Raw genomic sequence first — 16,135 nt, forward strand, 5'->3', positions numbered from 1 at the left:
CGTCTAAAATGGTACTATATATTTTTTCGCGAACCTCCCTTGCCGGCAGGTAGGAGCGAAGAAAATATAAAAAAGAGAAGCGTTTCCCATCTAGAAAGAGGGGACTAAGGGGGGTGTCAATATTGCATACCTTTTAAAAAGTAATGAGTTCGCTTTCGCGAAAGCGTGTAAAATGATACACTCATTAGAATACCTATACTGTATCGGAAATTAAATGAATGATGGGCTCCAAATTTGCTGGTAATAAGCATAAACAATTTAAATATATAAATTTCTTTAAAAAATGTACTTCCTTGCAAATGAGACCATAAGCTGCAAAAAACGAAACAATAAGGCTTACTGTTATATGTTTTACCAATTCCTTTGTAGTTATATATTCTAAAAATATATTAAGGACTATTAATAAAATTGTAATTGTGCAGAGAATATATAATGATCCCCTTTTATTTTCATTGAGTAAAAATAAACAAGAGTTTGCACAATTTTTAGTATTTTGCAACAGTTTACGTAATGTAAACAAACTTCACTTAATTTTTTACAATTGATAGATCAATTAGAATACAACACAGAGAGAGATCATTTGATCATTCCAGAATATGGACGCCATATTCAGAAAATGGTAGATCAAGCCATCGCTATAGAAGACCGCGAAGAGCGTAATAAAGTTGCCAAAGCTATTATTGCAGTAATGGGTAATTTACAACCGCATTTAAGAGACGTACCTGATTTTCAGCACAAACTTTGGGACCAGTTATTTATTATGTCTGATTTTGCACTAGATGTAGATTCTCCTTTTGGTAAGCCTTCTAGAGAAGAACTTGCCGAACGCCCTGAACCTTTAGAATATCCTCAAAATTTTCCTAAATACCGATTTTACGGAAATAACATCAAACGTATGATTGATGTTGCTGTAAAATGGGAAGAAGGCGATATGCGCGAAGCCCTTGAGTACACCATTGCGATACACATGAAAAAATGTTTCCTTAACTGGAACAAAGATACCGTAGATGATGATGTGATTTTTGACCATCTTTTTGAGTTGAGCCAAGGACAAATTAACCTTCGCGAAAAGGAAGAGACATTACGCGATTCTGAAAAACTCATCAGAGCGACCAAAAAAGCAAAGGCATCTGATCATCCGATTAAGAAATCAAAAAGTAATTACACTCGTAAAAAACGATACTAACTCCCTTTTTTTACACACTACATGGGTACATTTCAAATAGAAGGAGGTCATCAATTAAAAGGTGAAATCCAACCACAAGGAGCTAAAAACGAAGCACTACAAATCTTATGTGCCGTTTTACTGACCTCTGAAAAAGTCACAATCACCAATATCCCAGATATCTTAGATGTCAATAAACTCATCCATATCCTAGGAAATTTAGGAGTGAAAACTCAAAAATTAGGAAAAGGAGCCTATAGCTTTAAAAGCGATGAGCTAAAATTAGAATACTTAGAGAGCGAACTTTTTAAAGAAGAGGGGAGTGGCCTGCGTGGTTCTATTATGATAGTAGGTCCTTTATTAGCTCGTTTTGGAAAAGGATACATTCCACGTCCAGGAGGAGACAAAATTGGTCGTCGTAGATTAGATACGCACTTTGAAGGTTTTATTAAACTTGGTGCGGCGTTTAGATACAATAAAGAAGAGCGTTTTTATGGTGTAGAAGCGCCTAACGGACTTACAGGAACCTACATGCTTCTAGATGAAGCATCGGTGACAGGAACTGCAAATATTGTGATGGCCGCGGTACTTGCCAAAGGCAAAACAACGATTTATAATGCTGCTTGCGAGCCGTATTTACAACAGCTTTGTAAGATGTTGAATCGTATGGGCGCCAAAATTACGGGCGTAGGCTCTAATATGCTTCATATAGAAGGTGTAGAAGCTTTAGGCGGTTGTGAGCACCGTATTTTACCCGATATGATTGAGATTGGTTCGTGGATCGGACTTGCTGCCATGACCAAAAGCGAAATCACTATAAAAAATGTGAGCTGGGACGACTTGGGTGTGATTCCAAATACGTTTAGAAAACTAGGCATAACGCTTGAGCGTAAAGGGGATGATATTTACATTCCTGCGCATACCAATGGCTACCAAATAGAAAGCTATATTGATGGTTCTTTTATGACCATTGCCGATGCTCCGTGGCCAGGATTTACACCTGATTTATTAAGTATTGTCCTAGTGGTTGCTACCCAAGCTAAAGGCGAAGTGATGGTACATCAAAAGATGTTTGAAAGCCGTTTGTTCTTTACCGATAAACTGATCGATATGGGCGCCAAAATTATTTTGTGTGATCCGCATCGTGCTACCATTATTGGACATAACTTTAAGTCAACGCTTAAAGCTACCACAATGGTGTCTCCAGACATACGCGCCGGAATTTCCTTGCTTATCGCTGCTTTGAGTGCCAAAGGGACGTCTGTCATTCACAATATCGAGCAAATTGATCGTGGGTATGAAAACATAGATGAGCGCCTTCGTGCCATCGGAGCCAAGATTATTCGAACGGCGTAGTACTTTAAAAGATAAAAGAATATAGAGTATAGAGTATAGAGTATAGAGTATAGAGGATAGAGCATAGAGTATAGAGTATAGAATATAGAATATAGAGCATAGAGCATAGAGTATAGAGTATAGACTTAAAATAGAGTACTACTCTAATTTAGAGTGTTACTCTATTTTTGAATAATGAAGACCGAACACTGAAGGAAGAGATTGGAGATTGTTGGTTTTTGATTTTTTAGATATCCGCCTTCGCGGATATGAAGTGAAGGTCTGGTTTCCCCTCTAGAGAGGGGAGTAAGGGGTGTGTTAAAGCTGAGTGAGTTTTTATATGAATTAAAATGAGCACACTTTTCGCGGAAGCATATAAAAAAAAATACTTTTCTAAGTTAATCCTTGTACTACAATCCCATGATCCTCGCTTTTGACACCCATTACTTTGAAGATAAAGCAAAAACCGTTGCCATTCAATTTGAACATTGGACGGATGAATTTCCTTCTCATGTCTACGAAGAAACGCTAGAAGGCATTCAACCCTACGAATCTGGATCGTTTTACAAACGGGAACTTCCGTGTATTTTAAGCCTATTGAAACAAATGGATCTTACTAAGATTGACGCGATTATCGTCGACGGATTTGTCGTATTAGATGATGAAGGTTCGTTAGGATTAGGCGGATATTTGTACGAAGCCTTAGATCAAAAGATTCCTGTGATTGGTGTGGCTAAAAACAACTTCGCAAAGATCAAAACCTTGAAAATCCCTATACTTAGGGGTGATAGCCAAAAACCATTATACATCACGGCGAAAGGAATGAATCTACAGCAAGCGGCTGCTCATATCCAAGAAATGCATGGGGAATATCGGTTTCCTACATTGTTGAAAGAAGTCGATCGTTTGGGGAGGGAGTGATACTCATCTAAGAAAGCTTTTCCCTATTTTTGCACCCTTAAAATACACCTAAAATACATCCATGATTGCAGTAGATAATTTAGCCGTAGAATTTAGTGGCGATACCTTGTTTAGTAATGTGTCTTTTTCGATTAATGAGCATGATAAAATTGCGCTAATGGGGAAGAATGGTGCTGGAAAATCGACGATGATGAAAATCATTGCAGGAGTTCAAAAAGCAACCAAAGGAAATGTGCGCTACCCTAAAGATGCGGTGATTGCCTACTTGCCACAGCATTTACTCACCGATGATGATTGCACCGTCATGGAAGAAGCTTCTAAAGCTTTTGCGCATGTTTTTGAAATGAAAGCGGAGATGGATCGCTTAAATACCGAACTAGAAACCCGCACCGATTACGAGTCGGATGCGTATATGGATATTATTACCCAAGTATCAGACCTCGGAGAGAAGTTTTATGCTATTGAAGATACCAATTATGAAGAAGAGGTCGAAAAAGCACTCCGCGGATTAGGATTTAAACGAACTGATTTTACAAGACCCACTAGCGAATTTAGTGGCGGATGGCGTATGCGGATTGAGTTGGCTAAAATTTTACTTCAAAAACCTGATCTTATTTTATTGGATGAGCCCACCAACCACGTAGATATCGAATCGGTGATTTGGCTTGAGGATTTCTTAGTGAATAAAGCAAAAGCTGTGATCGTAATCTCTCACGATAAAACGTTTATTGACAACATCACCAACCGCACCATCGAAGTCACGATGGGACGGATTTATGATTACAAAGCCAACTATTCACATTACTTAGAACTTCGCGCAGATCGTCGTTCACATCAAATAAAAGCCTATCAAGAACAACAAAAATTTATTGCCGATAATAGGGCGTTTATAGAACGCTTTAAGGGAACGTATTCCAAAACCAATCAAGTGTCTTCTCGTGAGCGTATGTTAGAAAAGCTTCAAATCATTGAGATTGATGAGATTGAAACGGCTGCATTAAAGTTACGTTTTCCCCCAGCCATGCGTTCGGGAGATTATCCTGTGAAAGTAGAAGGATTGACCAAAGTGTATGATGATCATGTGGTTTTTAAAGATGCCAATATGTCTATCGCTCGAGGCGAAAAGGTCTCCTTCGTGGGTCGAAACGGAGAAGGGAAATCCACTATGATCAAAGCCATTATGGGAGAAATCGAGTATGAGGGAAGCTGCGAACTAGGTCATAATGTCAAAGTAGGCTACTTCGCCCAAAATCAAGCGGCTTTGCTAGATCCTGATTTGACCGTTTTCCAAACGGTTGATGAGGTTGCCAAAGGCGATGTCCGCACACAAATCAAAAATATTCTAGGGCGATTTATGTTTGCAGGCGATGATATTGATAAGAAAGTCAGCGTCTTGTCAGGAGGAGAAAAAACACGCTTAGCGATGGTGAAATTATTACTAGAGCCCGTAAACCTTCTCATTCTTGATGAACCCACCAACCACCTAGATATCAAATCCAAAGATGTGCTGAAAGAAGCCTTAGAGAGTTTTGATGGTACTTTAATACTCGTTTCTCACGACCGTGCCTTTTTACAAGGATTATCCAAAAAAGTATTTGAGTTTAAAGAAAAACGCGTGATTGAGCATTTTGAAACCATTGATGATTTCCTAAAACGTAATCGTATCGAAAACTTAAAAGAAATGGATTTGATAGGGAAATAATCCTTGCAAAACATATGCTTATGATAATTTAAGAAGATCACTTTTGCATGAAACCTATGTAATCTGTTGCAAATACGTTTGTTGTGGTTATAGGTCTGCCAGGTGTAGCTTTGTTGATAATAAGCCTGTTCTTATTTCAAGGATAATTTAGTAACTTCCCTTCTTTAAATCTAAGACATGAAGAAACTAATACTCTTTTCTAGCAGCCTACTCTTTGGTTGTATTTCTTACGGACAAGTTTTTTTTGAAAACCAATCTTCAGCAATGGGGGCAGATATTGTGTACGAGGGCAATGTTTTAGGAGCAGGAATCTCTTTTTATGATTACAATGGCGATGGTCTAGATGATATTACACTGGCTTCTTCCTTTGATAATAATCACAAATTTCTAAGAAATGAAGGAGGCTTTTTTGTAGAAGATGATTTAGATATATCCAATGGTGGGGCACGCGCTAAACAAGTGATTTGGGTTGATTATGATAATGATGGAGATGCCGATTTTTTCTCAGCAAATGATAATAGTAAGTGCCGTCTGTATCGTAATGATGGTGACGGGGTGTATACTGATGTGAGTTCAAGTAGCGGAATCCCACAAACTACGTTACAATTCTTTGGAGCTTCTTGGGGTGATTATAATAATGATAGTTTTCTGGATGTATTCTTGAGTGTAAGAGATCCTAATCAGGTAACGGCTAATTTTTTATACAAAAATAATGGCGACGGAACGTTTACAGATGTTACTGAAGAAGCGGGGCTAGATCTTACAGGCTTTTTATCTTTTTGTAGCGCTTTTTTCGATTACGACAAAGATGGTTTTCAGGATATTTATGTAGCTAATGATAAATTTTTTACGCCTAATCTACTGTACAGAAACAATGGTGACGGTACTTTTGAAAGTGTGGGAGTAGCAACAGGAGCCGACTTATACATGGGGGCTATGTCTACGACCATAGATGATTATAACAATGATGGATGGTTAGATATTTATGTAACCAATTTTTATCCACCAGAACCTGAACCTGAAAATGGTGTTGAAGGGAATGCATTTTTGCGTAATAATGGGGATGGCACTTTTACAAACGTTGCAGGAGAAAACGGAACTCGATTTGACAGTGTAGGCTGGGGAGCCGTTTTTCTAGATGCAGATAATGATACACATCATGACTTATATGTTAGTGGAAATATTAGCGATCAGAGTGATTTTTTGGAAGCCGCTTTTTATGAAAATCAGAGCGATAATACTTTTTTAATTCCTGAGACTGCCGGATTTGAGGGAGACAACGGGACAAGTTATTCTAACGCTATAGGTGATGTAGATAATGACGGGTACCCAGAAATTATCGTTATGAATAGTGGATTTGAAGAAATTTATGTTTGGAAAAATGAAACTCCACAAGATAATAACTGGTTAAAAGTGAAACTGGAAGGAACAGAAAGTAACCGCATGGGAATAGGTTCTTGGATCCGTATCAGTGCAGGGGGTCAAGAACAATATCATTACACGCTTTGTGGTGAAGGTTTTTTAGGACAAAATAGTGCGTATGAGTTTTTTGGACTTGGTGACGCTACCACCATCGATTTTATAGAAGTTACTTGGTTAAGTGGTCAAGTAGATTTTTATGAAGATATAGATGTAAATCTGTCGTTAACCATTGTTGAGGGACAAGCGCTCAATATTGAAGAACCACCGATTGCAAATGATTTTGTCTTATTTCCTAATCCAGTCAACTCTGACGGGACATTTTTCTTAAAAAGCAAAAATCCAATGGAAGCAGCTCTTACTTTATATGATACTACAGGAAAAGAAGTGTTACACTCTTCGATAAACGGAGTTTCTTCACAATTTAATGTACAAGGATTGTCTCCTGGTTTTTATGTTTTGAAAGTAGTCACTCAAAATAACATTGAGTCTTTGAAATTGATTATCAAATAAATAGTTATTCAAAATTCTTTTCAGGATTTCGTAAATACACTTGATCCTCGGCGCTTATAGGTATTGCATTTTCAATTTTTTCTTTGGTTGGGATAAGTGTAAACATAATAAGTATAGCGATTCCTGCAATAAGTAAGAAAAATAGATTGTTTGTAGTCGAGTAGGTGATTGCTGCGAAAAAACCAATGCCCTCAATAGGAGCAACACGAACAATATGTGCGGTTTGATAGATACCTAATTTCTGCCGTAAGACCTTATTTTGAATCTCTTTGGTGAGTATCACTTTAGCTATAAATTTTCCTATAAAAATACCGCCTATGAGTAATGCAGGGATCAAAAATTCAAAAGGCTCTTGTGTAAATGATAATGAGCCTAATTTATTAGAAGTCATAAAAACTACGGTCATCATAATAAGACCACCTATCATCGCAAAATGAATAACTGTAAGCGTTCTTAAAAAAGATTTGAAATTTGTAGCTACTCGTTGTTCAGTCATTGTATATTACTCTTGAAATCGTTTTTCACCATCGTTTATTTCAATCCAATAGCCATCAGGATCTTGAATATAGATTTGTTCCACACGGTCAGGTCGTATGGAGACGGCACTTTTTTCTCCAGGCCAATCATAATAAGAAATCTCCAAACGATTTAAGTGATCTATAAATACAGACAAATTTGCAGTAGTCAGTGCGAGATGCACTCCTTTAGGAATGTCTAATTTGAGATCCTCTACACTAATAATATGAAGTTCTTGACGTTCTCCCAACCGAAACCATTTGATATGTTCGAGCTGTGTACCATTATATATTTCTTTGATCCCAAAAACATTTTGATAATAATCAACACTGCGTTGTAAATTGGTAACATTAATGGCGTAATGGTCTATGGAGAATTTCATGTCTGGGTTTTTATCTTGCCCATAAGAACTGAAGATAGCACTGATGAGCAAGATGAAAATAGATAGTTTTTTCATTATTTTTTAATAAATTTTTGAACGGTTGTTCCTACAGATACAAAGTAAACCCCTGTGTTTAATTTTGATATATCTACAGATTGTGTTCCGCTAGGTTGCGTTTGTTGGGAAAGGACTTGTCTTCCTAATAGATCATATACATAAATGGTTGTTACTGTCTCCGTAGGATTCAATGTGAAGTTGATTTGCGTAGAAGCTGGGTTAGGAAATACGGTAAATGCCTCTGTACTGGCAATGTCATCTACACTTAATAATCCTTGTCCTTCTATCACCCTAAGATTTGTATTGATCTCTGGATTCTCAATGGTATCTACAATACCAGAAGGCCAGCTAACAATAATCGTTTCTATTTCGGTGGCAGTACCTAATCCAAAATGAGAAGCAAGCGCGTTTTGAGTTCCATAACTTTCACCTGCACGTACTTCACGCACCTGTGATCCCCAAGCGCCTTGTATTTCTACACGAGCTCCGATTCCATTTACATTACTCTCAACACCATCTAGATGTATTCTTGTCCAATTATTGTTGTTTCCATCGTTTAAAAATACTTGATCGTCAATGTTAGATGAGTTGTTAAATCCAGTCGCATATCCAGCAATCACATCAATAAAACCATCATTATTTAGATCTCCCACAGCGGCACTTTGAATCTCATCATTACTTGCAGGAAACGGATTTGAAACGACTGTAAATGTATTGTCACCGTCATTTAATAACAGTTGGTGATTTTGATTTGTAGACGTTAAGATGATATCAATAAACGTATCATTATTAAAATCTTCCATCATCACTTGAATCCCGAGTCCCATCGAACTTAAGATACCAGCGACTCCTGAACTTGAGCTAATGTCTGTAAATGTACCATCCCCATTATTTTCAAAAATCTGACTTGGTAAATCGTGATTGACCATCACGGCATCAAAATCTCCATCATTATCAATATCTTCAAAATTGGTAGACCATGTCTGTCTTCTTGGTCGTAAACCGGCTTCTTCAGCTACTTCTGTAAAATTATTTGATCCATCATTTTGGTATAATACATTTAAGCGACGCGGATCATCAGGGTTTCCAGCAGCTTGTAGTCTACATTTGGAGATAAAAAGATCTAAATCCCCATCATTATCATAATCGGTCCAGATAGATCCATAATTTCCAGAATTATCAGAATCTCCTGCGCTCACCGCATTAATCAAGTTGAGGTCATAGGTAAATTCTCCACTACCATCATTCCTATACGGAGAAGAAACCCCATCATCATGACATGCAAAAAAATCAATGGCGCCATCATTATTAATATCTGCAAAATTGGTGTTTTGCACAAAGATATTTGGACCGTCTAATAGTTCTAAGGAAAAGCTAGTACCCTCATCATTGGCAATTATCCTACGAACTCCATCATAAGCACCGCCTAAGATAATATCATTAAATCCGTTTTCATCCACGTCGGCAATAGACATCCCCCAAGGATTTGCCACATTTCCGATAATGAGTCGTTCAAAACTTCCATCGGGTTGTTGGTATTCTATTTGCAGATTCACCCCATTATCTATTCGAATGATGTCATCAAGTTTGTCATTATTCATATCGGTTACCGCCATGGCGACTCCGCTAGAAAGGCTTTGATTTACTAATAGATTGGTAGCATCTGTGAAGGTTACTTGCGCTTTCGCGAAAGCGAACACCAGAAGCATCGCTGCTAGGGAACATAATTTTTTATTCATAACTATAGGATTTATTTGTGTGTAGTTTTGTGTTAATTGTTTTTAATTCCCACTGATAGGTGGTGGTCCATCTGGGACAATCGCTTCGTAGACGGTATCGCCTTTACGCTCTTTATACTCGTCTTTTACGTTTTGTAAAAGAGTAGGGTCTTCAAACAGGTCCAACATGGTCATCGCCATGGCCTTGCTTGCATATGTCATTCCTTTATGGCCAATAGACATTCCGCCACAAGCAACAACCGCCCAAGAATGCCAAGGCGTATCTTTAGGTGCGGTGGTCACGCCTAAATTGATATTAGGAACATTCCAACTAACATCTCCTACATCGGTGCTTCCACCCCCTGGGTGCTCTCTCGTCTCTTCCAACGGATTGATCTTGCTGTCCATTCCCACTTGTGGTTTTCCAGTCACTTCTTGGATTTTTTTACCAAAAGCTTCTTCTTCGGGAGTGTAGGTAATGGGACCTAATAATTCTAAGTTTTTCTGCATGGCTTCTCCACCCGCTCTATTAACAAGCACTTCATAAATTCCTGAAATTAAAGAGACTTTATAATCTACATTTGCCATGATGGCTGCACCTTCTGCCATTTTTTGAACACGTTCATAAACGGGCATCATACCTTCACGTTTGGTATCACGTACACGCATCCATAAACGTGCGTAATCGGGTACAACATTGACGACTTGCCCACCATCTTGGATGTGGTAATGCATGCGTACGGTTGGTTTTACGTGCTCTCTGTAGTAATTGATTCCTGTGGTGTATAATTCTAAAGCATCAGAAGCACTACGTCCGTTCCATGGATCGGCGCTGGCGTGTGCAGCTTGACCGTAAAATTCGATTTTAAAATCCACAAGCGCTAGTGAACTTTGTACATCTGCCTTTGTCGCTGCCGATGGATGCCAAGAGACATTGGCGTCTACACCGTCCCAAATACCTTCGCGAACCATCCATATTTTACCGAAGAATTTCTCTTCTGATGGGGTTCCCATGAATTTAACCGTTCCTTTTATTTTTCCGGCTTCGATCAGTTCTTTGATGGCGATTGCCGCACCAAGGCTTCCTGCGCCAAAAAGATTATGACCACACCCATGTCCAGCGGCACCTTCATTCAGGGCTTCTTTAGTAGGTTGTGCTTTTTGAGAGATTCCTGGTAAGGCATCAAATTCTCCTAAAACACTAATAACAGGGCTTCCCGATCCGTAGGTAGCGACAAAGGCAGTTGGCATTCCTGCCACCCCTCTTTCTACCGTAAAGCCTTGTTTTTCGGCATAATCTGCTAGGATTTTACTAGATTGGGTTTCTTCAAAAGCCGTTTCGGCAAGTGCCCAGATATTATTTGAAATTTCAATAAGCGCTTGCTCGTGTTTCTCGACAGAAGCAATGATGGCTTTTTTGTTTTTCGATAGTTTTTGTGCGGTGGCTCCAAAGGTGATGAGAAGCGCACATGCGATAAGATAAAAGTGTTTCATAAGAAGCTTGAGTTAATGGTGGCCTCTAAGATAAGGAAAAGCTAGGAGTATTTCTTGTACCAGTTTTCATTAGCGTATTCTTGTTTTCTTGACTGGTACTCTCTATTTTTTATCAGTAGGTGATTCTTATCTATCTGTTTACTTCGGTATCCAAAAAGGTGAAAGAGTTGTTTGGAGATGAATTTTGCAATACGAAGATCTACAATCATCGTTTCTTTTTTATCTGAAGCCCATCTGATGCCAGGGAGAAACACAAAGAGGCGATCTATCGCGTACTTACGAACAAATTTTGAAAGCCATAAAAAGAAGGGAGGTATTTTCCGGATTAAGAAATAGCCGTCATCGCCTTGATTTTGATACAAAGGCATAAAAATGATAGCTTTCTTTTTAGCATACACCGTTTTTCCATTAAGCGTTGCTAGTGCTGTATTTCTTTGCACTGATTGAAAATTTGAAAAACCAGGTTTCATGGTGAAATCATCCTTTTTCTTTAGTTGAAACCGATGGTAGATTTCATAAAATGCTTGATGTTGAGGTTGTAATAAAGACCATTTTTTGAGGTATTCTTTGTATGCTATAACACTTTGATCTAAAGCTCCAGAAAAAACGAGTGATAAATAGATAAATATTTTATGATTTTCTATAGCACTGAGTTCGTCGTGTTGTCCCGCTTCAAAACCAAAAGAAACGTATCCTAATTCATTAATGTAACTTAAAAGTGGACCGTTGAGGTATTCTTCAATGCCTAGAATAAGCGGAATCGGATATTGATTTGTAAAGGCTCTGTTTAATAGGCTATCATTTACGGTGATAAATGGAATCGTATGACTAGAGGTGGTATGAAGGTCAAAAAAATAAAAAGGGCCTGTTTCGGAAGTCAAAATATCCTGTAGTGTGTTGAAAATAGCAATTTGTTCTTTTTCATCTTCGTTTTTTGGTATAAAGTCTCCTTTTTTTATCGCGTCTACAGTGGCTGATGTCCATAATCGATTTAGATCAGCTTCTTGGTACCGTACTCCTCTTTCAAGTGCCCAAAGGTTTCCACTGATCGCGATGCAGGACCCAGAGAGTGCTTCTTTTTTAGTTTCTAACTCTTGAATTACCTGATGTAGCGCAAAGACTCCAGAAGGTTCATTTCCGTGAATCCCTCCAAAAAAAAGCAGGCAAGGGCCTTGTTTTTCACCATCAACGCGTCCGATAATTCGATGAACGTTAATGCTTTCATTCAGTGCTTTACTATAAATTTTCGACATCCTCTAAATGGGCTATATCTTTAATAGTAATAATCCCAACCAATTGCGTGTCTTCTAATACAGGTAGGCAACCTATTTCGTGTTTTCTCATGAGTTGTATGGCTTCTTTAATCGGGGTCGTAGTTTTAACAGTAATCACCTCTTTGACCATGATTTCTCGAGCGCTTGATAAATGATCAGTATCGTGTACCTGATCCCAATATTTTTTTAAATGTTGTGAAGTAATTAATCCAACGAGGGTCTGCTTATTGTCAACAACAGGCAAGTGATGGATATGATTCCACTTCATGAATTTCAAGGTCAAAATTGCCAAATCCGTCTCGCAAGCGGTCACCAAATCTGTAGTCATAATATGCCCAACTTTGCTTGCTGTAGAGGTAAAAGACGTAAAGTCGTGTAGTACTGGCCATTCGCTCACAGGGTTTTCAGAAGATTGATGGTGATGCATGGCTTCGGTAAGCGCCATTAAAGCATCATTAGGTTTTAGTTTTTCTTTGATATTTCGATAATTTCGAATCATCCAACGTGATCCTGTTTGTTTCTGAACTCTTGCTTTGATGACATTCAAATATCGATTGATATCTTTTGGGTCAATTTCCATTTTTTCTAAGCCTTTTCTAGAAATAGGCAAAAGTTCGTCGAGTATTAATTCGTCTATCGGTATGGGTTTGCCCATCCAGTTCATCACAGACTCACAACCTGTTCGAGCTGCTCGTATGAAGTTGGATCTTACGTCTCTAAAATCCATAATTCTTGGAAGATCATCAAATGCTGTAGGCCTACCTCTCATGAGTCCAATCCAAAAGGCAAAATTTGCCATTTCGTCTAGTACTGTAGGACCCGATGGAATATATCGGTTTTCAATTCTAATATGAGGTTTCCCATTTCCGACCCCATAACAAGGTCGGTTCCATCTGTAGATGGTTCCGTTAAGCAAATTAAGCGCGCTTAGTTTAGGAATTTTACCTTCTTTCAATTCTTCCAAAGAGCTTTTCTCAATCTCTTTAGTAAGTAAGGTCTTAAAATGAGACATTTCATTTTTGTAGTAGTCAACAATACTACCTCTCATCCAATCATGTCCAAAAGAGACTCTAGATTCTTGTTCTGTTTGAGCCATTGATACTGCACGTGTATCAATACTCTGTTGAAACAAAGCGATGCGAGTCTCACTCCAAAGCTCTTTTCCTAATAACATAGGTGAGTTTACACAGGCACCTAGCACAGGACCTGCAATTGCTTGCGCCCAATTATAACTGGACATAAAATCTTTTGGGTCAATTTGCAAATGCATTTGAAAACTGGTATTACACGCTTCAAACATGACTGAATTATGCAATATAGATAGTTCATCAACTCCTAGAAGATGTAATTTGAATTCTCCACCTCTTGCTTCTTTGAACAACTCATTTAAAGCGTAGTAGCGATCAAAAGGAGTCATGTACTCTATCCCCAACTCATGCTTTGAAATACTGGGAAGTATACCCGTAAGTATAATCTTACTATCATTTTTGTTGGCGACTACTTTTGCTTTTTCTAAAAGTGATCTGATCTGATGTTCCACTTTCGCGAAAGCATCACCAGAAAGCTGAATAGGATCTAAATTAATTTCTAAATTGTAACGAGCTAACTCTGTTGTAAAATGTGGGTCATTAATTTCTTCAAGAACTTTTAGTGAATTTGTATCTGGCCGCCACTCTTTATTGACAAGACAAAATTCTTGTTCAGCTCCAATGCGTATGATATCGTCTTCTATCATACCTTCTTTAAACATATATTCAAGACTTTTAATGTCGTCCATCAAATGACTCAAAAAATCAATTTTCGCACGATTATCAGTCTTTACATTTACTTTATGATCTCCCATATTAATTGATATGAAGTGTTTTTTAAGGCTGAAAAGCCTTGCCCACTAAATTAACAAAAAGAGAATGACTAGTTTTTGATAAAAATCATTTTTAAATAAAGTTTGTTTACGTAGGGACCATCGTATACGTGGATACCACTTTCTAATAGGTTAGGATACAATACAAAAAGAGGCAGACAAAATAGGTACGTTATCCTACGGCTTCTTTATACACTTTTAAACAACGTTCTCGTGCTTCTTTATGATCGACCATTTTATCTGGATAAGAGGAATCTCCAAGTTCGGGAATCCACTTGTTGATGTATTCTTTCTGTTTGTCAAACTTATCAATCTGTGTCATGGGATTAAAGATTCTAAAATACGGAGCGGCATCTACGCCAGAACCCGCCGCCCATTGCCAGTTACCAACGTTGGCACTCATGTCATAGTCTAATAGCTTTTCAGCGAAATATGCCTCTCCCCATCGCCAGTCGATCAATAGGTGTTTGCATAAAAAACTAGCGACAAGCATTCGCACGCGATTATGCATAAAACCTGTATTGTTAAGTTCACGCATTCCTGCATCTACAAAGGCATATCCTGTATTTCCTTCACACCATTTTTTAAATTCATCTTCGTTATTGCGCCATTCAATACGATCGTATTTTGATCTGAATGCTTTGTCTTTCGTATGTGGGAAATGCCAAAGAATTTGCATAAAAAACTCTCTCCATATGAGTTCGCTCCAAAACACTTCATTCTTTTCTGCGATGGCTTTTCTTACCATTTTACGAATGCTTACCGTACCAAACCGAAGATGTGGACCTAGTCTGGAAGTGCCATGTTTTTTTGCTGGAAAATTACGCGTGTCTTCATAATTTTCAATAAGATGCGCTGTTACTGTATAATCTGGAACTTTAATAGAAGACTTTTTAAAGCCCATATCACTCAATGTAACATTGGGAAGTCGTGTATGCTCTATAAGATTTTGCAAGGTCCTGTGTGAATAATGAACGGTAAGATCTTTATCAGCATCAAAATGTTCTTTCCATTTGTTTTTGTAAGGGGTATACACCACATACGGATCTCCGCCATTTTTAACCACCTCATCTTTTTCAAATATTACCTGATCTTTAAAGGTATTAAAGGCAATATCCTTTTTCTTCAAAAGTGACGCAATTTTCTCATCTCTCTCTCTTGCATAAGGCTCATAGTCATGGTTTGTATAGACTGACGCTACATCATATTCCTCTATGAGATGCTTAAATACACGCTCAGGAGTGTCATGATACATCGCTAATGAGCTACTGTGTTTATCTTGCACCTCATTACGCATTTCTTGTAACGTCCCAAAAATAAATGTCACCCTTGCGTCGTCTTCTGGAAGCTTATCTAGAATATCCTTGTCAAAAATAAAAATAGGGAGCACAGGGAACTCTCCTTGCAATGCTTCATACAATCCTACATTATCATACCAACGCAAGTCACGTCTAAACCAAAAAATAGTTACTTTCTTCATATATACTGTCATTTCCGCACTTCGACTACGCTCAGCGTAAATTCCGACGGAAATCTCATGGTTTTAAGATGGAGACTCCTTACTTTCTAAGTGGAAATCTCATTATTTTTAAAATTGAGATTCCTTACTTTCTAAGTAAAAATCTCATGCTCTCATCTGTAATATACGCTTTCGTGTCTTCATATGTCATTTCGACCAGCTTGGCGTGACACTTGTTGTGGCTTAAACATCGTGATATTACTAGAGAGCGGAGTTTTTATTTTTTATATGCTTTCGCGAAAGCGTATACTCCATAAAT

At 38.1% G+C, this 16,135-nt stretch carries 12 protein-coding genes; 5 read left to right on the plus strand and 7 right to left on the minus strand.

From position 1 onward, the window contains the following. The first annotated feature begins 541 nt into the window (after positions 1 to 541). The 5 genes from ACFO3O_RS09665 (at position 542) to ACFO3O_RS09685 (ending at position 7,055) form a co-directional block, all read left to right on the plus strand. A complete protein-coding gene (locus tag ACFO3O_RS09665; RefSeq protein WP_379978399.1) occupies positions 542 to 1,186 on the plus strand; it encodes a DUF4290 domain-containing protein in 645 nt (214 codons plus the stop codon). 21 nt (positions 1,187 to 1,207) lie between these two features. Next, positions 1,208 to 2,521, plus strand: coding sequence for a UDP-N-acetylglucosamine 1-carboxyvinyltransferase (murA, locus tag ACFO3O_RS09670; protein ID WP_379978400.1), 1,314 nt, complete (start codon positions 1,208 to 1,210; stop codon positions 2,519 to 2,521). A 399-nt stretch (positions 2,522 to 2,920) separates the two neighbouring features. Further along, positions 2,921 to 3,421, plus strand: a complete 501-nt coding sequence (locus ACFO3O_RS09675) for an endonuclease V (RefSeq protein ID WP_379978401.1) — start codon at positions 2,921 to 2,923, stop codon at positions 3,419 to 3,421. Between the two features lie 61 nt (positions 3,422 to 3,482). After that, on the plus strand, positions 3,483 to 5,123 hold the full coding sequence (locus tag ACFO3O_RS09680; protein WP_379978402.1) for an ABC-F family ATP-binding cassette domain-containing protein: 1,641 nt from the start codon (positions 3,483 to 3,485) through the stop codon (positions 5,121 to 5,123). Positions 5,124 to 5,300: 177 nt separating this feature from the next. Next, entirely contained in the window at positions 5,301 to 7,055 is a 1,755-nt protein-coding gene (locus ACFO3O_RS09685) for an FG-GAP-like repeat-containing protein (protein ID WP_379978403.1), read from the plus strand. Between the two features lie 4 nt (positions 7,056 to 7,059). On the opposite strand, the gene ACFO3O_RS09690 is transcribed toward ACFO3O_RS09685, so the two are convergent. From ACFO3O_RS09690 to ACFO3O_RS09720, 7 genes are all read right to left on the minus strand, one after another. Then, a complete protein-coding gene (locus tag ACFO3O_RS09690; RefSeq protein ID WP_379978404.1) occupies positions 7,060 to 7,551 on the minus strand; it encodes a hypothetical protein in 492 nt (163 codons plus the stop codon). 6 nt (positions 7,552 to 7,557) lie between these two features. Beyond that, positions 7,558 to 8,028 (minus strand): VOC family protein, encoded by a 471-nt coding sequence (locus ACFO3O_RS09695; protein WP_379978405.1) that lies wholly within the window; start codon positions 8,026 to 8,028, stop codon positions 7,558 to 7,560. Further along, complete coding sequence (locus tag ACFO3O_RS09700) at positions 8,028 to 9,749, minus strand: FG-GAP-like repeat-containing protein (protein ID WP_379978406.1); 1,722 nt, start codon at positions 9,747 to 9,749, stop codon at positions 8,028 to 8,030. Before ACFO3O_RS09700 ends, ACFO3O_RS09695 begins: the two co-directional genes overlap by 1 nt. A gap of 42 nt (positions 9,750 to 9,791) precedes the next feature. After that, entirely contained in the window at positions 9,792 to 11,222 is a 1,431-nt protein-coding gene (locus ACFO3O_RS09705) for an amidohydrolase (protein ID WP_379978407.1), read from the minus strand. Positions 11,223 to 11,263: 41 nt separating this feature from the next. Beyond that, the gene (locus ACFO3O_RS09710; RefSeq protein WP_379978408.1) at positions 11,264 to 12,475 is read right to left on the minus strand and encodes a succinylglutamate desuccinylase/aspartoacylase family protein; all 1,212 of its coding nucleotides are present in this window, start codon (positions 12,473 to 12,475) and stop codon (positions 11,264 to 11,266) included. Continuing rightward, on the minus strand, positions 12,459 to 14,339 hold the full coding sequence (locus tag ACFO3O_RS09715; RefSeq protein WP_379978409.1) for a CBS domain-containing protein: 1,881 nt from the start codon (positions 14,337 to 14,339) through the stop codon (positions 12,459 to 12,461). The genes ACFO3O_RS09710 and ACFO3O_RS09715 overlap by 17 nt, the downstream gene beginning before the upstream one ends. Before the next feature lie 190 nt (positions 14,340 to 14,529). Further along, a complete protein-coding gene (locus ACFO3O_RS09720; RefSeq protein WP_379978410.1) occupies positions 14,530 to 15,837 on the minus strand; it encodes a cryptochrome/photolyase family protein in 1,308 nt (435 codons plus the stop codon). Positions 15,838 to 16,135 lie beyond the last annotated feature (298 nt).

Origin of the sequence: Dokdonia ponticola, assembly GCF_042653865.1 — a bacterium.
GTDB lineage: Bacteria > Bacteroidota > Bacteroidia > Flavobacteriales > Flavobacteriaceae > Dokdonia > Dokdonia ponticola.